Raw genomic sequence first — 20,310 nt, forward strand, 5'->3', positions numbered from 1 at the left:
CCGGCGTGGGCGGCGAAGGCGTCGAACAGGCGGCGCTGGCCGGCGGCCAGGCCGGGCGGTTGCAGCACCAGCTGATGCTCGCCGGCGTCCTCGTGGTCGGCGGGTGCGGTCGGGTCGTAGCTGCCGGCCGCCGCCACGATCTCGGCGGCGCCGTCGGCGGGCCGGCGCACGATCGCGGCAGCCCGGACGCCGAACATGTCGATCGCCCGTTGCAGCAGCAGCGGCAACTGGTCGGGGGCACCGAGCAGCGAATGGGAGAGTTCGGCCAGCGCGGCGGACTCCCGTTGCGCCGCCTGCGCCTCCTCGGTGCGCCGGGCGTTGCGGTGCACGATCAGCGCCACCAGTGCGCCGACCAGGACGAACACCACCAGCGCCAGGGTGTTCTCCGGATCGGCGACCCTCAGCGTTCCGGTGGGCTGTACGAAGAACCAGTTCAGCAGCACCGACGACAACACCGCGGCCACCACCGCCGGGACCAGTCCGCCGAGCACCGCGACCAGCACGGTGGCCAGCAGGAAGATCGGAATGTCCAGCGGCAGATCCGAGGTGAACGGGTCGGCGTGCAGCAGCACGGTGAGCAGCAGCGGCAGGGTCACCGCCGCGATCAGCCCGGCCAGCACCCGCCGCCGAGACAGGCCGCGGTGCCGGGTGAAACCGCGTCCGGGCCGCGGATGACCGACCACGTGCACATCGATGTCGCCGGCGTCGGCGATGACCCGCTCGGCCAGGCTCGGGCTGAGGCCGCGCCGCCAGGGCGGCAGTGGAGATCCGCCGACCAGGATCTGGGTGGCGTTCACCCCGCGGGCGAAATCGAGCACCGCCTGCGCGGCGTCGTCGCCGGTGATGCTGTGGAACTCGCCGCCCAGCTCCTCGGTGAGCCGGCGCAGCTCGGCGACCTGGCTGAGCGGGGCGTTGGCCAGGCCGTCGCTGCGGCTGACGAAGGCGCCCAGCAGCTGTCCGCCGGCCAGCCGGGAAGCGATCCGGGCGCCGCGGCGCAGCAATGCCCGACCCTCGGGCCCGCCGGTCAGGGCGACCACCACCCGCTCCCGCGCCGGCCACGACTCGGTGATGCCGTGCTGGCTACGGTAGCCCTCCAGCCCGGCGTCCACCTTCTCGGCCAGCCAGAGCAGTGCCAGCTCGCGCAGCGCGGCCAGGTTGCCGACCCGGAAGTAGTTGGCCAGCGCGGCGTCCACCTTCTCGGGACGGTAGATGTTGCCGTGCGCCATCCGCCGGCGCAGCGCCTCCGGTGACATGTCCACCAGGTCGATCTGGTCGGCGGCCCGGACCACCTCGTCCGGCACCGTCTCGCGCTGCACGATGCCGGTGATCGAGGTGACCGCGTCGTTCAGCGACTCCAGGTGCTGAATGTTGACCGTGGAGATCACGTCGATGCCGGCGTCCAGCAGCTCGTCGATGTCCTGCCAGCGCTTCTCGTTGCGCGAGCCCGGCACGTTGCTGTGGGCCAGCTCGTCGACCAACGCCACCTGTGGACGGCGGGCCAGCACCGCGTCCAGGTCCAGCTCGGAGAAGACGACGCCCTGATACTCGACCGTGCGGCGCGGGACGATCTCCAGACCTTCCAGCTGGGTCTGGGTCTGCTGCCGGCCATGGGTTTCGCACAGCCCGACCACCACGTCGGTGCCGCGAGAGGCGCGGCGATGCCCCTCGGCCAGCATGCTGACGGTCTTGCCCACCCCGGGTGCCGCCCCGAGGTAGATCCGCAGCCGGCCGCGTCCCATGGCCCTATTCTCGTCCGGCCAGCGCCAGGTTGAGCCGGGTCACGTTGACGCCGTCCTGACCGAGGTAGCCCAGTGCGGCCGGCTCGGTCGCCGCGGCGATCATCGCCTCCAATTCGGCGGCCGGGACGCCGCGGACGGCAGCCACCCGGGGCACCTGCCAGCGGGCGTAGGCCACCGAGATGTGCGGATCCAGCCCGGACGCCGACGCGGTCAGCGCGTCCTCGGGCACCGGTCCGACGGCGTCCGGGTTGGCCTGCCGTAGCGCGTCCAGCCGTTGCTGGCGGGCCTGCTGCTGGTCGGCGGAGGCGGGGGAGAGGTTGCTGCCGCCGGAGGTCTGCCCCGAGTAGTCGGACGCCGAGGGCCGCGGCTGGAACCACTCCGGCCCGGTGAAGGCCTGCCCGAGCAGCGCCGAACCGACCACCCGGCCGTCGGTGGCGACCAACCGGGAGCCATGCGCCTGCGCCGGGTAGACCTGGGCGGCCAGGGTGACCACCGCCGGATAGCCGATGCCGAGCAGCACCGTCATCACCAGCAGCATCCTCAGCGCGGCGAGAGTCTGACGAAACACGGACATGACTACCCCAATCCCGGGATGAGCGCGACGAGAAGGTCGATCAGCTTGATGCCCAGGAACGGCGCCACGATGCCGCCCAGGCCGTAGATGAGAAGGTTGCGGGTGAGCATCGCCGACGCGCTCAGCGGCCGGTAGGCGACCCCGCGCAGCGCCAGCGGGACCAGGGCGAGAATGATCAGCGCGTTGAAGATGACCGCGGACAGCATGGCCGAGGCGGGTGAGTGCAGGCCCATGATGTTCAGCGCCTGCAGGCCCGGGAAGACGCCGACGAACATCGCCGGAATGATCGCGAAGTACTTGGCCACGTCGTTGGCGATCGAGAAGGTGGTCAGGGCGCCGCGGGTGATCAGCAACTGCTTGCCGATGCCGACGATGTCGATCAGCTTGGTCGGGTCCGAATCGAGGTCGACCATGTTGCCGGCCTCCTTCGCGGCCGAGGTGCCGGTGTTCATCGCCACCCCGACATCGGCCTGAGCGAGTGCCGGGGCGTCGTTGGTGCCGTCCCCGGTCATCGCGACCAGCCGTCCGTCGGCCTGTTCGGCCTTGATCAGCGCCATCTTGTCCTCGGGGGTGGCCTCGGCGAGGAAGTCGTCCACCCCGGCCTCGGCGGCGATCGCCTTCGCGGTCAGCGGATTGTCGCCGGTGATCATCACCGTCCGGATGCCCATCGCCCGCAGCTGCGCGAAGCGCTGCGTCATGCCCGGCTTCACCACGTCCTTGAGCTCGACCACGCCCAGCGTCCGTGGCGGCGATCCGGGCTGCCGGCTAGCCACCACCAGCGGCGTCGCGCCGCGTCCGGAGATCTCGTCGACGATCGGCTGCAGCCGGGGCGCAAGGTCGCCGCCCCCGGTCACGACCCAGGCGGCGACCGCCGAGCCGGCCCCTTTGCGGATCTGGGTCCCGTCCGGCAGGTCGACCCCGGACATCCGGGTCTGCGCCGTGAACGGCACGAAGCTGGCCCCGGCCCGGATCAACGCGTCATCGCTCAACTCGTGGACGGTGAAGGTGCCAGTCGGCCGGTCGGCGAGCGCGAACTCGACGATGGAGCGTCCCTCCGGGGTCTGGTCGGCCAGCGAGGACGCGTGGGCGGCGTCCAGCAGATCTCCGCGCTCCACCCCGGGCAATGGACGGACGTCGCTGGCCCGCCGGTTGCCGAAGGTGATGGTGCCGGTCTTGTCCAGCAGCAGGGTGCTGACGTCGCCGGCCGCCTCGACGGCGCGTCCGGACATGGCCAGCACGTTGCGCTGCACCAGTCGGTCCATGCCCGCGATGCCGATCGCCGACAGCAGGGCGCCGATGGTGGTCGGGATCAGGCAGACCAGCAGGGCGACCAGCACCACCAGCGGCAGCCGTCCGCCGGAGTAGATCGCCTGTGGCTGCAGGGCGATCACCGCCAGCAGGAAGATGATCGTCAGGGTGATCAGCAGAATGCCCAGGGCGATCTCGTTCGGGGTCTTCTGCCGGGCCGCACCCTCGACCAGGGCGATCATCTTGTCGATGAACGTCTCGCCCGGTTTGGCGGTGATCTTCACCACGATCCGGTCGCTGAGCACGGTGGTCCCGCCGGTGACCGCGCACCGGTCGCCGCCGGCCTCGCGGATCACCGGTGCCGATTCGCCGGTGATCGCCGACTCGTCGACGCTGGCCACGCCGTCCACCACATCGCCGTCGCCGGGGATCACCTGACCTGCCTCGACCACCACCCGGTCACCGATCCGCAGCTCGACCCCGGCCACCTGCTCCTCGGTGTCGTCGGTACGCAGCCGCCGAGCCATGGTCTGGGTCCGGGTGGCGCGCAGCGTGTCGGCCTGCGCCTTGCCGCGTCCCTCGGCGATCGCCTCGGCGAGGTTGGCGAACACGATGGTCGCCCACAGCCACAGCGTGACCGCGATGGTGAACACCGACGGCTGCAGCACCGACAACACAGTGGTCAGCACCGACCCGACCCAGACCACGAAGATCACCGGGCTGCCGATCAGATGCCGCGGGTCGAGTTTCACCAGCGCCTGGGGGAGCGCCTGCCAAGCGGTGACGGCCAGCGAGGGGTGCGCCGGGCGAGGATGCCTGCTCATCACAGCGCCTCGTGGTACGCCGGGGACGGTTCTTTTCGTCCCACTCCGCTGAGGACGCTTTCTCTCACGACAATGCCTCTTTTCATGACAGTGCCTCCGCGATCGGGCCGAGAGCCAGGGACGGGAAGTAGGTGAGGCCGGCGACGATCAGGATGATTGCCAGCAGGAATCCGGCGAAGCTCGCCGAATGGGTGGGCATCGTCCCGGCAGTCACCGGACGGCGTCCCTGCCGGCCCAGCCCTCCGGCCAGCGCCAGCATCGCAACGATCGGGACGAACCGGCCGAACAGCATGCACACCGCCAGCGCCAGGTTCAGGAACGGCTGGTCGGCGGACAACCCGGCGAAGGCCGAGCCGTTGTTGTTGGCGGCCGACGTGAACGCGTACAACATTTCGCTCAGCCCATGCGGACCGGACGCCAGCATCGCGTCCCTCGAGGTGGGCACGAGCAGCGCCGTCCCGGTGCCGAGCAGGGTCAACGTCGGGGTGATCAGCATGGCCAGCGCAGCCAGGGTGATCTCCCGCCGGCCGATCGATTTGCCGAGCAGTTCCGGCGTCCGGCCCACCATCAGACCGGCGACGAAGACCGCCAGCACCACCATCACCAGCATCGAGTACAACCCGGTGCCGACCCCGCCCGGGGACAGCTCGCCGAGCATCATGTTCAGCAGTGCGACGCCACCCGCCAAGGGCTGCAGCGACTCGTGCATCGCGTTCACCGCGCCCGTGGACGTGCTGGTGGTGGCCGAGGCGAAGATCGCCGACCAGGCGGTTCCGAAGCGCTGCTCCTTGCCCTCCAGGCTGCCGCCGGCGACCTCCAGCGCGGTCAGCGCCGTCATCGCGCCGAAGCCGAGCACGGCCATCACGGCGGCGATCGCCGCACCCTGCCGACGGTCCTTGACCATCAGCCCGTAGCTGTACGGCAGCGCCGACGGGATGGCCAACAGCAGCACGATCTCGATCAGGTTGGTCACCCCGTTGGGGTTCTCGAACGGGTGCGCCGAGTTGGCGTTGAAGAACCCGCCGCCATTGGTGCCGAGCTCCTTGATGGCCTCCTGCGATGCCACCAGGCCGCCCTGCAGCACCTGGCTGCCGCCGTCGATGGTGGTGATCGTGGTCGGCGCGTCCAGGTTCTGGATGACGCCGCAGGCCACCAGAGCGATCGCCGCGAGCACCGCCAACGGCAGCAGGGCGCGCAGCGTGCCACGGGTCAGGTCGACCCAGAAGTTGCCCAACCGGTCGGTGTGCTCCCTGGTCAACCCACGGACGACGGCGATCGCCACGGCCAGGCCGACCGCTGCGGAGACGAAGTTCTGCACGGTCAGTCCGAGCGCCTGCAGCAGGTAGCCGGCCCCGGCCTCGCCTGCGTAGGACTGCCAGTTGGTGTTGGTCACGAACGAGATCGCGGTGTTCAGTGCCGTGTCGATGTTCATCGAACGACCTTGCGAGAACGGCAGCAGCGGCTGGGCCAGGATCAGCCCCCACAGCAGCAGGATCGACACGCCCGAGAACGCCAGCACCGAGACGGCATAGACGCACCAGCGCTGTTCGGCGTCCGGATCGACCCCGGTCAGCCGGTAGATCAGCCGCTCCACGCGGGTGTGGGTGGGCGAGGTGAACACCCGGTGGATCCAGCTGCCCAGCGGCACGTGGATGGCAGCCAGGATGGCAGCCACGGTCAGGACGGCGAGCACAGCTGCGAGGGTGGCCGACATGGTGCTCAGAACCGTTCCGGATGGGCCAGTGCGAAGCCCAGGTAGATCAGCAGCGCCAGGCCGAGCAGTGCAGCCACAAGATCCTCGATCACGTCTCGATCCTGTGCCCGGCCGGGCTGGCCGAGTGCTGTGTTGACCGAGCTCTGACGGGTCTTGACGCTTCCTTGATGCGTGATTCCGCGGCGGGGTCGGCTCACTAGACTGAGCCGTCCGGGGCAGAGCTGCCCCGGGAACCTGACTGAGGAGGTCCTCGATGCTGATCGGGCTGCGCGACGCACTCGACTTCGCCGAAAGCAGGAACTGCGGCATCGCCGCGATCAACACCCCGACGCTGGAGTTGTTGCTGTCGGCGATCAAGGTGGCCGAGCGGTACGAGGTGCCGCTGATCGTGCAGCACGCCCAGGTGCACGAACCGGTGAACGCCATCGAGGACATCGGTCCGGTGATGGTCGAGTTGGCCCGCCGCTCCAGCACCGGACTGGTGGTGCACGTCGACCACGGCGAGACCATCGACTACGTCGAGCGCGGCTTCGCGGTCGGCTTCAACTCGGCGATGTTCGACGGCTCACGGCTGTCCTACGACGACAACGTCGCCCAGACCCGTGCCGTGGTCGAGTTGGCCAACTCGCGCGGCTACGGCGTCGAAGGCGAACTCGGTGTGATGCCTGGACGTGAGGACGGCGTCGAATCCAAGGGGGTCGCCGACGAGACCCTGTACACCAGCCCCGAGGACGCCGCGGCATTCGTCGCCGCCACCGGCGTCACCGCGCTGGCCTGCTCATTCGGCACCGTGCACGGCCTGTACAAGGCCGAACCGAAGATCAACTTCGGGCTGATCGGTGAACTGCGCCGGGCCGGCGGAGTCCCGATCGTGATGCACGGCGGCTCCGGCCTGAGCTGCGAGGAGTACCGCGCCGCGATCGAGGCCGGCGTCCGGAAGATCAACTACTACACCTACGCCGACAAGGCCGGCCTCGAAGCAGCCCGGAAGCTGCTCGACGACCAGCCCGACACCCACGTCTTCTGTGACCTCACCGTGGCCGCCACCAAAGCCATCGAGGCCAACCTGGACGAGCTCGTCCGCTGCCTGTATCGCGTGGTCTGACAGTACGCAGCGTTCCGTCATCCCGGCGAACGCCGGGATCTCCGGTCAGCCGAAGACCGAGATCCCGGATCAAGTCCGGGATGACGGAGGTTGGGGCCGCGCCTACTTGCTGCTGCAGTCGGCGCAGGTGCCGAAGAACTCGACCTCGTGGTCGATCTCGGCGAAGCCGTACTGGCCGGCGATCTTGCGGGTCTGCTCCTCGAGGCCGGGCAGGCTGATCTCGACGGTGCGTCCGCAGGAGCGGCAGACCAGGTGATGGTGATGCCCGGGGGTGCAGGTGCGGTAGGCGATCTGGCCGTCCGGGGTGCGGATGCTGTCCACCTCACCGCTGGCGGCCATCGCCTGCAGCGCGCGGTAGACGGTGGCCAGACCGACCGTCGAGCCGTCGTGGCGCAACCGGTCGTGAATCTCCTGACTGGTGGCGAAGGCGCTGCTGGCCTCGACGGCGTCGCGGATTTCTGTGCGCTGCCGCGTGCGGCGTGGCGTTCGTTCAGTGCTCGTCATAGTGACCTTCGTGCGCGGCGTGCCGGTGACCATCGTGAATGTAGTCGACATGTCCAGCGTGCGGTACGGCCGGGTGCCCGCAGGTCGCGGAATGCACGTGCGGATGCTCCTCGGTCAGCTCGTGTGAGCGGGGCGGTTGGTCGTCGGTCAGCTCGACCGCTGGGGCATATCGCCGGGCAAGCAGCAGCGAGGCCGGCCAGCTGAGCGCGAACACACCGATCGCGATCACCACGATCAGGGCACCGGGTGCGGTGTCGAACTGGTACGACCCGATCGTGCCGCTCACCGCGGCCAGCACACCCAGGCCCATCGCCACCAGCATCGAGCGCCGGAAGCCGATCACCAGATGGTTGGCGGTCGCCACCGGCACCACCATCAGGGCGCTGACCAGCAGCAGGCCGACGGTCCGCATCGAGACGGTGACGGTGACGGCCGCGAGCGCCACGATCAGAATGTTGTAGACCCGGACGGGCAGCCCGATGGTCCGCGCGAACGGCTCGTCGGCGCTCACCGCGAACAGCTGCGGCAGCAGGCCGAGGCAGACGATCAGCACGACCGCGCCGAGCCCGGCGATGATCCACAACTCGGTGGCGTTGATGGTCAGCAGCGATCCGAACAGGAACGCCGACAGGGTGCCGGTGCCCTGACCGGCGAGGCTGGCCAGCAGCAGACCGCCGGACAGCCCGCCGTAGAACAGGATCGCGAGCCCGACGTCGCCGCTGGTGCGGCCCAGTTCGCGGAGCAGTTCGATGGCGATCGCACCCACCACGCACACCACCACCGCGACCGGTAATGGCGCGGTGCCGGTCAGGAAGGCCAAGCCGACGCCGGCGACGGCCAGATGGCCCAGGCCGTCGCCGAGCAGGCTGAGCCGGCGTTGCACCAGATAGGTGCCGATCGCGGGGGCGGTGAGGCCGGTGATGACGGCGGCGAGCAGTGCCCGCTGCATGAACTCCAGCGCGAGCCATTCCATCTCAGATCACCTCGAGCCCGGTCTCGTGGAAGTGGCTGTGCGGCAACTCGTGCACCTCGTGACCACCCAACGCCGGCTGGAACGGGCCGTCGGCGACCACCCGTCCGTCGGCCAATGTGATGGCTCGGTCGATCAGCGGCTCGAACGGACCTGGCTCGTGCAGCACCATCACCACGGTGGTGCCGGTTCGGCGTAGACCGGCGAGGATCTCGGCGAGCACGGTCTGGGTCGACAGGTCGACGCCGGCCAGCGGCTCGTCCCAGACCATCAGGTCGGCGGTGCCGGCCAGCGCCCGGGCGATCAGCACCCGCTGCTGCTGCCCGCCGGAGAGCCGGACGAACGGCGCCTGGGCGCGATCCGCCATGCCGACCCGGAGCAGGGCGTCCGTCACCGCCTGGCGATCGGACGCGCCCGCCGGCCACAGCGGACGTCGTAGCCCGAGACGTCCGGAGGCCACCACCTCACGGGCGGTGGCCTGCTGCACCAGGATGGTGCTGCGCTGCGGCACGTAGCCGATTCGGCGCCAGTCGCGGAATCTGCTCAGTTCGGTGCCGAACAGTTCGATGGTGCCCCGATGCGGCGCCAGGCCGAGCAAGGCACGCATCAGCGTGGTCTTGCCCGACCCGTTGTTGCCGGTCACCGCGACCGTCTGTCCGACACCGATCTCGAAGCCGGCATGCCGGACGATGGGGACGCCGGACAGCACCACGTCGACCTGGTGCGCGGAGATGGCCGGGGCTGATGGCCGCGGCTCAGCCGTCATGAACAGCCGTTCGCCTTCTGCAGAGAAGTGAGATTGGATTTCATGACCTCAATGTAGTCCGACCCGCGGGACTCCGGGGTCAGCCCCTCCAGCGGATCGAGCACGTCGGTGGTCAGCTTCAGGTCACCGGCGATCGACTTGGCCACGGCGGGCGAGACCAGGGTCTCGAAGAAGATGGTGGTGACACCGTTCGCCTTCGCGACCTTCTGCACCTCGGCGATCCGGGCGGCGGTCGGCTCGGTGTCGGGTTCGATGCCGCTGATGCCGACCTGCTCCAGGCCGTAGCGGTGGGCGAGGTACCCGAAGGCCTCGTGCGAGGTGATGAACACCTTGCGCTGGCACGAGCCGAGGCCGGTCTTGAAATCGGTGTCGAGCTGCTTGAGCTGAGCGATCAGCGCGTCGGCGTTCGCGGCGAAGGTCGCCTTGGCGTCCGGCTTGGCTTCGGCGAGGGCGTCACGGACGTGCTCGGTGATCGTCACCATGTTGTTCGGATCGAGCCAGGTGTGCGGATCGAGCGCCCCGTGATCGTGGTCGTCCTCACCATGCTCCTCGTCGCCGTGCTCATCTTCATGCTCGGCGGGCTGCAGGGTCAGGAAGGACGCGGTGTCGACCGCCTGCTTCGGCGTGACGGTCTGCAGCGCCGAATCGACAGCTGCCTGGAAGCCCTTCTGGTAGATCAGCAGATCGGACTCACCGATGCCCGCCACCTGCTTGGGGGAGAGCTCCAGGTCGTGCGGCTCGGCGCCCGGCTGGGTCAGATCGGTGATCGTCACCAGGTCCTTGCCGACCTGCTGCGCCACGTACTCGAACGGGTAGAACGCGGCCGTCACCTTGAGCTGGGTCGCCCCTTCCGGGCCGGACGAGGTGGACGGCGTCCCCGCCGAACACCCTGCGGTGATGGACAACCCGAGGGCCGCCACCGCTGTCACTACCGCTCTGAGGATCTTCATGACAATCATTCTCAGCCAGTGTCGGATGCATGTCAAAACGGGCTGGGTCGACTCCGGTGAGCTCGCTGGCTCAAATGTTGGCCGGCACTCCGCCCGGTTCGGCGCCGCCCTGGACGATGTTGGGCGCGGTGGTGGTCAGCGGCCCGGCAGTCACTGGACGCTTCCGCAGCCGCCGCTCGACCGCACCTGCGAGCTTCGTCATCGCGTAGTTGAACACGATGAACATGGCTGCGGCGACCAAGTACGCAGGCACCACGTTGGCATAGGCGGAACCGAGTGTCTTCGACCAGCTGAGCAACTCCATGTAGGTGATGCCGTAACCGAGCGCGGAATCCTTGATGACCACGACCAACTGGCCCATCAGCGCCGGCAGCATCGCCACCAGCGCCTGCGGGAGCTGGATCGAGCGCAGCGTCTGTCCGGGGGTAAGGCCGATCGACAAACCGGCCTCGGACTGCCCCTTGGGTAGCGAATGGACGCCCGAGCGCACGAGTTCGGCGATCACCGATCCGTTGTAGAGCGTCAGTGCGGTGACCACTGCCATCAGCGGATTCAGGGTGGGTAGGAAGACCCCATTGCGGGAATAGATGTTGTAGGCGAAATACATCATCAGCAGCACCGGTACCGCTCGGAAAAACTCCACCACGATTCCGCAGACGAGGCGGATCCAGCGCTGCTGCGCGAGGCGTCCGATGCCGAAGACCAGCCCGAAGATGCCGGCCAGCACCACTGAGATCACCGACGCGGTCAACGTGCCCGCGATGCCGGGGATCAGATAGGTCTGCCAGGCCCCACCGGTCAGGAAGGGCGTCCACATCTCGGCCTCCAGCTGCCCGGCTTGGCCAAGCTTGGCGAGCACCAGGTAGAGGACGCCGATCGCCACCAGTCCGCCGACCACGGTCAGGATGGTGTGTCGGGCTCGAGCGCGGGGGCCGGGTGCGTCGAACAGCACCGTCTGGGCGCTCATCGTTTCACCGCCAGTTTGCGGGACAGGCTGGTGAACCAGATGCCCAAGGGGAGCGTGAGTATGACGAAGCCGAGGGCGAAGATCGCGAACACCATCACGCTGCCGGTCTCGTTCTCGATGATCTTCGCCATCAGGCCCGCGGCGTCCGCCGCGCCGATCACCGCGGCGACTGTTGTGTTCTTGATCAAGGCGATCAGCGTCGAACCCAGTGGTGCGATCGCGCCCCGGAATGCCTGCGGCAACAACACCTCGGTCAGCGACTGGGTGAAGGTGAGACCGATCGACCGAGCTGCCTCGGCCTGCCCGGCCGGAATGGTGTTCACCCCACTGCGCAGCGCTTCGCAGACGAATGCCGCGTGATAGATGCTGAGCACGATGATCGCCCAATAGAAGATGTTGGTGGTGACGGTATTCGAGATCTGCAGGCCCAGCACGATGCTCGCCCCGAGAATGCTGAACACCATCAACAGGGTGAGCGGGGTGTTGCGCACCAGGTTGACGTACGAGGTGCCGAGTAGTCGCAGCACCGGGACCGGCGAAACCCGCAGAATCGCGATGAAGGTGCCTATCACCAGCGCACCGAGTGCCGACCAGAACGACAATTGCACCGTCAGCCAGAAGGCGCCGAGCAGGTCGTAGCGGGCCAGGATGTCGCCCATGGTTCCCCCTGGAGACTCGGTCGGATGGTTCCGGACGCCAGGTGCGGCGTCCGGAACCTCCTAGCTAATGGTCAGGAGCAGGCGGCCGGGGTGGGCGGGTTGCCCGGACCCGGGGTGTAGTTGGCCGGCCCGAGGTTGGCCTTGACGGCCTTCTCCCACGAGCCGTCCTTGATCATGTCGTTGATCGCCGCCGTCACCTTGTTGCACAGGTCGGTGTTGCCCTTCTTCAGGCCGACGCCGTAGTTCTCTTGGGTGAACGGCTTGCCGACCACCTTGAGCTTGCCCGCGTACTGAGGCTGAGAGGCGTAGCCGGCCAGAATGGTGTCATCGGTGGTCAGCGCATCGACGCCCTTCGACACCAGGGCGGTCACGCAGTCGGAATAGGTGGCGAACTCCTGCAGGTTGACGCCGGGCACCTTGTCCTTGACGTTCTGCGCGGAGGTCGAGTTCGTCACCGAGCAGAGCTTCTTGCCCTTCAGCGAGTCGACGCCGGTGATCGAGGTGTCGTCGGCGCGGATCAGCAGATCCTGGCCGGCGATGAAATACGGCCCGGCGAACGAGACCCGCTGCTTGCGGGTGTCGTTGATCGAATAGGTGGCGACGACCAGGTCGACGCTGCCGTTCTCGATCAATGTCTCGCGCTGAGGAGTGGGCGCCTGCACCCACTGGATCTTCTCGGGCGTGGTGCCCAGCTTCCCGGCGATGTAGGTGGCGACGTCCACGTCGAAGCCGGTGTACTTGCCGGCCTCGTTCAGCCCCATGCCCGGCTGATCGAATTTGATGCCGATCTTCAGGTTCGACAGGTCGGTGGTGCCCGCAGCGCCGCCACCACAGGCGGTCAATGAGAGAGCGAGGGCAGCCGCGGCTGTTGCGGCGCCGATCTTCTTCAGTGCCATGGTCGAGCTCCTTTGCTTGCTTCTGGTTTCTTGCTCGGTCAGTGGGTGAGGATCTTGGACAGGAAGTCCTTCGCGCGCGCGGAGGTGGGGTTGGAGAAGAAGTCCTCGGGCGTCCCGGTCTCGACGATCTCTCCGTCGGAGAGGAAGACCACCTTGTCGGCGGCCTTGCGGGCGAAGCCCATCTCGTGGGTGACCACGATCATCGTCATGCCGTCTTTGGCCAGCTCGACCATGACGTCGAGCACCTCGTTGATCATCTCGGGGTCAAGGGCGGAGGTGGGCTCGTCGAAGAGCATCACCTTCGGGTTCATCGCCAGCGAGCGGGCGATGGCGACCCGCTGCTGCTGGCCGCCGGAGAGCTGGGCCGGGTACTTGGCGGACTGATGTGCGACACCGACCCGATCAAGCAGCTCCATCGCCCGCTTCTCGGCCTCGGCCTTCGGCGTCTTGCGCACCTTGATCGGGCCCAGCGTGACGTTCTCCAGGATCGTCTTGTGGGCGAACAGGTTGAAGGACTGGAACACCATGCCCACGTCGGCGCGCAGGTTGGCGAGCTCCTTGCCCTCGTCGGGCAGCTTCTTGCCGTCGATCGTGATGGAGCCCGTCTCGTAGGTCTCCAGCCGATTGATGGTGCGGCACAGGGTGGACTTGCCCGACCCGGAGGGACCGATCAGGATCACCACCTCGCCCTTGGCGACGGACAGGTTGATGTCCTTGAGCACATGCAGATCACCGAAGTGCTTGTTGACGCCTTCGATCATGACGAGCGGCTCTGGCATGCGGGGCACGCTAGTTTGCACGACAGGCCGGGCACAAGCACTTTTGGGGTGTTTGCGGCGGATTGTCACCGTTTCGCAATCAACCCGCCGGGGGTGGATGAGAATGCTGACAGGTCACCGATCGTCGCGGTGGGGTACCCGTTTCGAGGCTGACCAGGGACGTCGCGGAGTCGGCCTCAGTTGCTGAGTTCTGCGCGCAGGTCGGTCTCGTCCGAGGTGATCCGCTGCATCTCCTGGCCGCCGTCGCAGGTGATCAGCGAGACCACCAGGGGCGGTCCCCAGGCCAGCACCTGCACCTCACCGCCACTGGCCTGCCAGCGCAGCACGGCTGCCAGATCATCGGACGGCTCGGCGGGGCGTGTCATGGGACCATCATGCCCCTGGTGGCCGGCTCCGCTTGGATGGTGGGTATGGCCACCATCACGCTGATCACCTCCCACAGCGGCCTGCGCAGCCCGACCGAGGCCGACCGGGAGCTGGAACCGGTGCGGCGGGCGCTGGCCGAGCGCGAGGTGCGCTGCGACGTGCTGGACTGGCGGGCGGCGTCCGAGCTGTCCGGTAGCGACCTTGTGGTGATCAAATCGCCGTGGGACTACGCCCGGCGAGTGACCGAGTTCGTCGACTGGCTGGGACGTGTCGAGTCGCAGACCCGGGTGGTGAACCATCCGCGGACGATCCGCTGGAACCTCGACAAGCACTACCTCGGTGAGCTGGCCGAGCACGGCGTGGCTGTGTGCCCGACCGTCTATTGCGGCACGCTCGACGAGGTGCGGGCAGCCGTCGCGGAACTGCCCCGGCGGGTGGTGCTGAAGCCCACCGTGTCGGCCTCGTCGGCCAACACCGGCCTGTTCGAGCCGGATGATCCGGGTCTGTTGCTGCTGGCGCGGCAGATCGTCGACCTCGGCAAGCAGGTGATGGTGCAGCCCGCCCTCGACTCGATCGGACGCGTGGGCGAGCGGTCGCTGATCCACTTCGACGGACGCTTCGTCCACGCCGTCGGACGCAGCCCGCTGCTGGCGCTGGGTGGCGGCCTGCTCGGCACCAGCAGGGGAGCGATCACGCCGGTGTCGCCCGCGTCCGACGAACGTGAACTGGCCGAGGAGGTGCTGGCGGTTGCCGGCGAGTTGATGGCGACCCGTGGCGTCACGGAACCGCCGGTGCATGCCCGGGTCGATCTGGCCCGAGACGAGGCCGGACGTCCCGTGCTGATGGAGCTGGAACTGTTCGAGCCGAGCTTCTTTCTCGAGCTGGCTCCTGGCGCGGAACGTCACTACGCCGATGTCTTGCTGGCACGCTTGGATACATGACCGCGCAACGTGATCTCGGCCAGTCGATGCTGCAGGTGATCTTCAGCTTCTTCCTGGGACTGGTGGTGACCGCCTTCATCGGCATCGGCGTCAACACCTTCTATCCCGAGCCGTCGTATTCGTCCGGCTCGGACCGCGACTGGAACACCTACCGGTTGACCACGTCGATCGTGCTGCTGATCTGCGCCACCGTGGTGATGTTGCTCTCGTTGGCGATCACCAGGACCGGGTCGGTGCTCGCCAACGGGGCGTTGCTCGGCGGCCTGTTCACCATGATCTACGCCGTCGGCATGGGTATCTCGGCCGGTCAGCAGTGGCCCCGGTTCCTGGTCATGGCGGTCGCGCTGGTGATCACCGTCGCGGTGGGCTGGTGGCGGTTCAGCCGGCGCAGCGTCGCGCCCGCCCCGACTGCGAGTGCCGGTGGGGTGCTGCCGGGTGAGGCCGAGGACCGGCTCGCTGCCGTCGAGGCCAAGCTGGACGCTCTCGGACGCGCGCTGCGCGACTGAGCGATCACTGCCCCGGAGCGGCAGTGAGGTGCGACGATGGCGCGATGAGCGTGTCGCGGAAAGGCCTGCTGCCGCGCGTCCTGGGAGCGGTCCTGCTCGCGCTGGTGCCGGTCGTGGCGACAGCGTTCTCGCCGTGGGCCGCGGCGACCGGGCTGCTGGTGCTGGGCATGCTGCCGACACTGACCGCGGCGGGATCCGGGCCGAAGGCGATGGCGGCCTCAGCCGGCGTCAGCGGAGTGACGGCCTTTCTCGCCGTGCTTGCGGCCAGCACCGGGCCGTGGGCGCCGGTGCTGGGTGTGGCGCTGGTCGTCGCGCTGTCGCTGGCCACCGGCGCGCTCGCCGTCCACGGACTGCATCCGGTCGGGGCGGCCACCATTTCACTCGCCGCCTACGTGCTGGTCGACCCGTCGTCCGTGGTCGCCTTCCTCGACACGCGGATACCGGCCCTGACCGCCGCCGGACTGGTTGCGGTGGTGATCCTGCTCGGCTGTGCCTGGGCGTCGGCCGTGGTGGCGGTCATGTTGCGTGGTGTGCGGCTGCCGGCGAATCGCGAGGCCGCGACACTGCCCTACGGGGTGCTGCTGGCCGCGCTGTGTGGTGGCTTCACGTTGATCTGCGTGCTCTGGTTCGCCGGCACGAACACCTGGTGGGCGGTGCTGACCGTTGCCGTAATCCTGCAACCCACCTATGGGCAGACCCGGACCAAGATGTACGGCAGGATCCTCGGCACGGTTCTCGGCGGCACGGCCGCTGCGCTGGTGGTGCTGGCGCTGCCTGACCTCGTGGCGGTACTGCTGGGGGTGCTGGCGTCGCTGGCCTCCGTGCTGCTGCTGATGGCTGACGCCGACTACTGGAAGTACTCGACCGCGGTGACTGTCTCGGTCATTCTGCTCACCTTCGATTCCACCACGGCGATCGCCGGTGACCTGCAGCGGGTCACGGTCACCATCGTGGCCGCCGTCGTCACCGCGGCCGCGGTGGGGATCGCCACCCGGCTGCTGCCCGACAAAGTGCTGGAGCAGCGTGAACCCGCACCGGAGACGCCGTAGCGACTCGCGGTCGAATTCGTCGAAGCCGCTCGGACCGGCTCCGGGTCGGGCAAGGTCGATCGGGTGATCAGGACGGCTGCAGGTCGCGGCGTCCGAGGCCGGTCACGCCGAGACCGGCCAGCCCTATGCCCAGGACGGTCAGCACGGTTAGTGTGGCCGGCAGGCCCCCGGTGAACAGGCCGGCGAAGATCGCCGCGAAGGGCGACAGGTTGCGGACCAGCTCGGCCGGCAGCAGGTTGAACTCGGCGAGCAGGTCGACCAGCATCAGCAACCCGAGCACCGTCCAACTGACCGCGACCGCCACCCGGGGCGCCCAGCCGACCAGCGTGAGAGCCAGACCGGCGACGGCCAGCGCCGCCGGCAGATAGGCAACCGTCGACAGCGGCAGCGACCAGCGTCCGGAACTCAACGCGGCACCGAACCCGACTCCGATCAGGATCATCGCGGCCGAACCCGCCGCCACCAGCCAGTTGGCGGCTGCCCAATGCCGCCGGGTGACCGGCCGGGACAGGATCGACTCCGCCGAGCCGTTGGCCTCGTCCTGGCGCAGGGTGAGAACAGCCGCCAGCGTGGCGATGGTGGCGATCTGGGCCAGCAGGTAGAGCACGAACTGGAAGAACACCTCACCGACCGTGCCACCGTGCCGGCGGGCGAAGTCTTCGAAGGCGGTGCCGGCGAGCTGCTGATCGAGATTGCCCAGCACCGAACCCAGCAGGACGCCGAGCAGGCCCAGCGTCAGCGTCCAGGAGAGTGTGGTCCCGCGCTGCAGCCGGATCGCCAGCGTCACCGGACTGCGGATCCAGGAAGGCGCATCCGGACGGCCCGGCCGCGGGGCGATCGGTCCGCTCGCGTAGTCCCGGGACCGGTTGAGTCGCAGCGCGAGCCAGCTCAGCGCCGCGGTGAGGACGAGCGGGATCAGCGGCACCCAGAACCGGTTCGCCACGAACGCCTGGGCATGACGGGCCCAACCGAACGGGCTGAACCAGACCAGCGGGCTGCTGGTGGCGTCCCCGATCGCGGTGACCAGCAGGAAGACGATCATCGCCAGCGCCGCCAAGCCACCCGCGGAGCCGGGGTTGGTGGCCAGTTGGGCGCAGACCGCGCCGAGCGCGGTGAAGAACAGCATCGATGAGGTCAGCACGAGCCCCAGCAGGGCCGAGCCGGACGCGTCCATTCCGGTGGCCACCATCCCGATGAAGGCCACCACCCCGGTGAGTACCCCGGCACCCCCGACCACCAGCAGTGCCGCGCCGAGCTGGCCGCCCCGGGTGACCCGTCCGGACAGCTCCAGCTCGAGGCGTCCGGCCTGCTCGTCGGAACGGGTGTAGCTGACGATGAAGATCAGCGCGGCTACGCAGCCGACCAGTGAACCCGACGACGCCAGTGTCCACGCCACCAACCCGCCCGTCGTCGGGGCGAAGACGGGTCCGCGCAGCGCAACCTCGGCGAGATTCGCCATCGCCTGGGTGGCGAAGGCCTCCCGGTCGGCCTGGGTCGGGTAGCCGATCGAGGTGGAGATCACCATCATTGCCGGCAGCAGCCCGAGCGCCAGCACCCAGGCCAGTAACACCCAGCGGCCCCGGCGCAGATAGGCCCGGACCAGGGTGGTCATCGCTCCTCCGCAGCCTGGTAGTGGGCGAGGAAGACGTCCTCCAGGGAGGGGGCGCCGGCCTCGAACTGATGGACGCCGACCGCCGCCAGCCGCCGCAGCAGCTCGGGAAGTGCCTCGGCGGTCACGCTCAGCCGAAGCCGATCGCCGTCGTTTTCGACCACCGACACCCCGGCCAGCGCGAGGTCGGGCGGGGCGTCGACGTGCGCGGTGATCAGGGTTTGCTGCGCGCCGCGCAGCTGGGCCAGGGGTGCGGAGTCGACCAGCCGACCGTTGCGGATGATGCTGACCCAGTCGCACAACCGCTCGACCTCGCTGAGAATGTGGCTGGACAGCAGGATCGTCCGGCCGCGCGCCTGCTCGCCGCGGACCGCCTGGACGAAGGCCTGATCGACCAAGGGATCGAGCCCCGAGGTCGGCTCGTCGAGGATCAGCAGTTCGGAGTTGGAGGAGAAGGCAGCGACCAGCGCCACCTTCTGCCGGTTGCCCTTGGAATAGGTGCGGTTCTTCTTCGTCGGGTCGAGTTCGAAGAGGTCGAGCCAGGGACGACGGTCCCGGCCCCCGCCGTGCAGCCGGGTGAGGATGTCGAGGGTTTCGCCACCGGTCAGATTCGGCCAGAGCGTCACGTCGCCGGGAACGTAGCTGAGCCGGGAGTGGATCGCCGGCACGTCCCGCCACGGATCGAGGCCGAACACGGTGACCCGTCCTGAGCTGATCCGGAGCAGGCCGAGCAGGATGCGCATCGTGGTGGTCTTGCCGGCGCCGTTGGGGCCGAGGAAGCCATGCACCTGGCCCTGCTCCACGCGCAGGCTGAAGTCGTCCAGGGCGACCGTGCGCCCGTAGTGCTTGGTGACCGATTCGAGTTCGATGACGGTGGTCACTGGGCCACCTCCGTTCCGACCGCCCGCCGTGCGGCCGCCATCACCTCGGGTGTGATGAGTGCCGGGTTGAGCAGGTGGAGTTGGGCGGCACTGATCCGCGGGTCGCCGGCGGGGTGGGACGACGCCGCCAGGCCGAGCGCCCGGTCCACGAATGGACGCAGCAGCAACAACCCCAATTTCATCGCCACCAGGACCGCGGCACGATCGCGCTGCGGCGACGACGGGTCGGCCGGCAGGTAGGCCTCGGTGAGGGTGACCAGGGCGTCGAAGACCCCCTGGGCGTCCGGGGCGTTCTCCATCAGCAGACGGTTCAGGTAGCCGATCACGACCGGGGCCGAGGCGTAGACCTCGGCCAGATACGCCGGTTCGGCCATGCCCAGTTCGTCCAGGCCGGAGACGACGTGATCGCGGAAGTAGGACAGCACGTACTCGTCACAGGCGGCGCGGAGATTGGCCTTGGTGCCGAAGTGGTGTTGGACAAGGGCCGGGGAAACACCCGCCCGTCGGGCGATCTGGCGGATGCTGGCCGCCTCGCCCTGTTCGGTGAATGCGACCAACGCCGCGTCGCGGATGCGGGCCCGCCCGGTGAGATCGATGTCATTGCTCACGACACCGACTGTACGAACGCACAGGATCCTGTTCAACTGTACAGTCAGCGGAGTGTCGTACAGGAACAGAGGATCGACATCCGGTGCTCGGTGTGAGGGATGCGCTGATCAGAGCCCTCTATCGTCACCCCGGACTTGATCCGGGATCTCTCCCTCCTGAGATCCCGGATCGAGCCCGGGAGGACGTGAATGATCAGCGCTTCGTCAGCGAGCGGACACGTCCATGGTGAAAAGCACCTTGTCAGCGGCCCGGTTGGTGAGCTGGACGGCGAAGCCGTCCTCGGTCTGGGCGGCGGCGAAGCGGACGGTCGAGGGCAGCAACACCGGCTTGGCGAACTTCACCGACACGGTGTAGGCGTCCGGCAGCCGTGGCTGGAGTGCGGCCAGTGCGTGGGCGTGGGTCCACATGCCGTGGGCGATGGTGCGCGGCAACCCGAACGCCTTGGCGGCTAGCGGGTTGAGGTGGATCGGGTTCGCGTCGCCCGACACCGCGGCGTAGCGCCGGCCCAGGTCGGACGGCAGCCGCCACAGACCCGCGGTCGGCAGCGGAGCCTCCGCTGGTCGAGTTTGTTGAGACCCTTCCTCGCCCTCCGCCGGTCGAGCTTGTCGAGACCCGTCCTCACCCCGGATCGGTCCAGATTCGCCGTCCTCCGAG

22 protein-coding genes are annotated in these 20,310 nt (G+C 68.5%); 4 read left to right on the forward strand and 18 right to left on the reverse strand.

Going from position 1 to position 20,310, the window contains the following annotated elements:
- From QM624_RS09415 to QM624_RS09435, 5 genes are all read right to left on the reverse strand, one after another.
- On the reverse strand, positions 1-1,739 hold a 1,739-nt coding region (locus QM624_RS09415), incomplete at its 3' end, for a DUF4118 domain-containing protein (RefSeq protein WP_415091121.1).
- Between the two features lie 4 nt (positions 1,740-1,743).
- The gene (kdpC, locus tag QM624_RS09420) at positions 1,744-2,313 is read right to left on the reverse strand and encodes a potassium-transporting ATPase subunit KdpC (RefSeq protein ID WP_415091123.1); all 570 of its coding nucleotides are present in this window, start codon (positions 2,311-2,313) and stop codon (positions 1,744-1,746) included.
- 2 nt (positions 2,314-2,315) lie between these two features.
- Entirely contained in the window at positions 2,316-4,385 is a 2,070-nt protein-coding gene (kdpB, locus tag QM624_RS09425; RefSeq protein WP_415091125.1) for a potassium-transporting ATPase subunit KdpB, read from the reverse strand.
- Positions 4,386-4,467: 82 nt separating this feature from the next.
- Positions 4,468-6,099: a potassium-transporting ATPase subunit KdpA gene (kdpA, locus tag QM624_RS09430; protein ID WP_415091127.1), complete on the reverse strand. Its 1,632-nt coding sequence runs from the start codon at positions 6,097-6,099 to the stop codon at positions 4,468-4,470.
- A gap of 5 nt (positions 6,100-6,104) precedes the next feature.
- Positions 6,105-6,296 carry a potassium-transporting ATPase subunit F gene (locus tag QM624_RS09435; RefSeq protein WP_415091129.1) on the reverse strand — a complete coding sequence of 64 codons (192 nt, stop codon included), beginning with the start codon at positions 6,294-6,296 and terminating at the stop codon, positions 6,105-6,107.
- A gap of 56 nt (positions 6,297-6,352) precedes the next feature.
- Between QM624_RS09435 and QM624_RS09440 the strand changes: the two genes are divergently transcribed.
- The gene (locus QM624_RS09440) at positions 6,353-7,204 is read left to right on the forward strand and encodes a class II fructose-bisphosphate aldolase (protein WP_415091131.1); all 852 of its coding nucleotides are present in this window, start codon (positions 6,353-6,355) and stop codon (positions 7,202-7,204) included.
- 102 nt (positions 7,205-7,306) lie between these two features.
- Here QM624_RS09440 and QM624_RS09445 read toward each other — a convergent pair whose 3' ends face one another.
- The 9 genes from QM624_RS09445 to QM624_RS09485 all read right to left on the reverse strand — a co-directional run bounded on the left by QM624_RS09445 (position 7,307) and on the right by QM624_RS09485 (position 14,060).
- Positions 7,307-7,708 (reverse strand): Fur family transcriptional regulator, encoded by a 402-nt coding sequence (locus QM624_RS09445; RefSeq protein WP_415091133.1) that lies wholly within the window; start codon positions 7,706-7,708, stop codon positions 7,307-7,309.
- Positions 7,695-8,681, reverse strand: a complete 987-nt coding sequence (locus QM624_RS09450; RefSeq protein WP_415091135.1) for a metal ABC transporter permease — start codon at positions 8,679-8,681, stop codon at positions 7,695-7,697. Before QM624_RS09450 ends, QM624_RS09445 begins: the two co-directional genes overlap by 14 nt.
- A gap of 1 nt (position 8,682) precedes the next feature.
- The gene (locus QM624_RS09455; protein ID WP_415091137.1) at positions 8,683-9,444 is read right to left on the reverse strand and encodes a metal ABC transporter ATP-binding protein; all 762 of its coding nucleotides are present in this window, start codon (positions 9,442-9,444) and stop codon (positions 8,683-8,685) included.
- Positions 9,441-10,394 carry a metal ABC transporter substrate-binding protein gene (locus QM624_RS09460; RefSeq protein WP_415091139.1) on the reverse strand — a complete coding sequence of 318 codons (954 nt, stop codon included), beginning with the start codon at positions 10,392-10,394 and terminating at the stop codon, positions 9,441-9,443. The genes QM624_RS09455 and QM624_RS09460 overlap by 4 nt, the downstream gene beginning before the upstream one ends.
- 70 nt (positions 10,395-10,464) lie before the next feature.
- On the reverse strand, positions 10,465-11,361 hold the full coding sequence (locus QM624_RS09465; protein WP_415091141.1) for an amino acid ABC transporter permease: 897 nt from the start codon (positions 11,359-11,361) through the stop codon (positions 10,465-10,467).
- On the reverse strand, positions 11,358-12,020 hold the full coding sequence (locus QM624_RS09470) for an amino acid ABC transporter permease (RefSeq protein WP_415091143.1): 663 nt from the start codon (positions 12,018-12,020) through the stop codon (positions 11,358-11,360). The genes QM624_RS09465 and QM624_RS09470 overlap by 4 nt, the downstream gene beginning before the upstream one ends.
- A gap of 71 nt (positions 12,021-12,091) precedes the next feature.
- Positions 12,092-12,916: a glutamate ABC transporter substrate-binding protein gene (locus QM624_RS09475; protein WP_415091145.1), complete on the reverse strand. Its 825-nt coding sequence runs from the start codon at positions 12,914-12,916 to the stop codon at positions 12,092-12,094.
- 38 nt (positions 12,917-12,954) lie between these two features.
- Positions 12,955-13,695, reverse strand: a complete 741-nt coding sequence (locus QM624_RS09480) for an amino acid ABC transporter ATP-binding protein (RefSeq protein ID WP_415091147.1) — start codon at positions 13,693-13,695, stop codon at positions 12,955-12,957.
- A 176-nt stretch (positions 13,696-13,871) separates the two neighbouring features.
- The gene (locus QM624_RS09485) at positions 13,872-14,060 is read right to left on the reverse strand and encodes a hypothetical protein (RefSeq protein WP_415091149.1); all 189 of its coding nucleotides are present in this window, start codon (positions 14,058-14,060) and stop codon (positions 13,872-13,874) included.
- A gap of 18 nt (positions 14,061-14,078) precedes the next feature.
- Here QM624_RS09485 and QM624_RS09490 point away from each other — a divergent pair, with 18 nt between their 5' ends.
- Genes QM624_RS09490 through QM624_RS09500 form a run of 3 tightly spaced genes read left to right on the forward strand, consistent with a single transcriptional unit; the run spans position 14,079 to position 16,557 of the window.
- Entirely contained in the window at positions 14,079-15,002 is a 924-nt protein-coding gene (locus QM624_RS09490) for an ATP-grasp domain-containing protein (protein ID WP_415091151.1), read from the forward strand.
- Positions 14,999-15,508, forward strand: a complete 510-nt coding sequence (locus QM624_RS09495) for a hypothetical protein (RefSeq protein ID WP_415091153.1) — start codon at positions 14,999-15,001, stop codon at positions 15,506-15,508. The genes QM624_RS09490 and QM624_RS09495 overlap by 4 nt, the downstream gene beginning before the upstream one ends.
- A 44-nt stretch (positions 15,509-15,552) precedes the next feature.
- On the forward strand, positions 15,553-16,557 hold the full coding sequence (locus tag QM624_RS09500; protein ID WP_415091155.1) for an FUSC family protein: 1,005 nt from the start codon (positions 15,553-15,555) through the stop codon (positions 16,555-16,557).
- Positions 16,558-16,624: 67 nt separating this feature from the next.
- Here QM624_RS09500 and QM624_RS09505 read toward each other — a convergent pair whose 3' ends face one another.
- From QM624_RS09505 to QM624_RS09520, 4 genes are all read right to left on the reverse strand, one after another.
- Complete coding sequence (locus QM624_RS09505) at positions 16,625-18,169, reverse strand: ABC transporter permease (RefSeq protein ID WP_415091157.1); 1,545 nt, start codon at positions 18,167-18,169, stop codon at positions 16,625-16,627.
- A complete protein-coding gene (locus QM624_RS09510) occupies positions 18,166-19,047 on the reverse strand; it encodes an ATP-binding cassette domain-containing protein (protein ID WP_415091159.1) in 882 nt (293 codons plus the stop codon). The genes QM624_RS09505 and QM624_RS09510 overlap by 4 nt, the downstream gene beginning before the upstream one ends.
- Positions 19,044-19,655 (reverse strand): TetR/AcrR family transcriptional regulator, encoded by a 612-nt coding sequence (locus QM624_RS09515; RefSeq protein ID WP_415091161.1) that lies wholly within the window; start codon positions 19,653-19,655, stop codon positions 19,044-19,046. The genes QM624_RS09510 and QM624_RS09515 overlap by 4 nt, the downstream gene beginning before the upstream one ends.
- Positions 19,656-19,859: 204 nt before the next feature.
- The coding region (locus tag QM624_RS09520; protein ID WP_415091163.1) for a MaoC family dehydratase at positions 19,860-20,310 on the reverse strand (451 nt) is incomplete at its 5' end.

Source organism: Micropruina sp., assembly GCF_047606365.1.
GTDB lineage: Bacteria > Actinomycetota > Actinomycetes > Propionibacteriales > Propionibacteriaceae > Micropruina.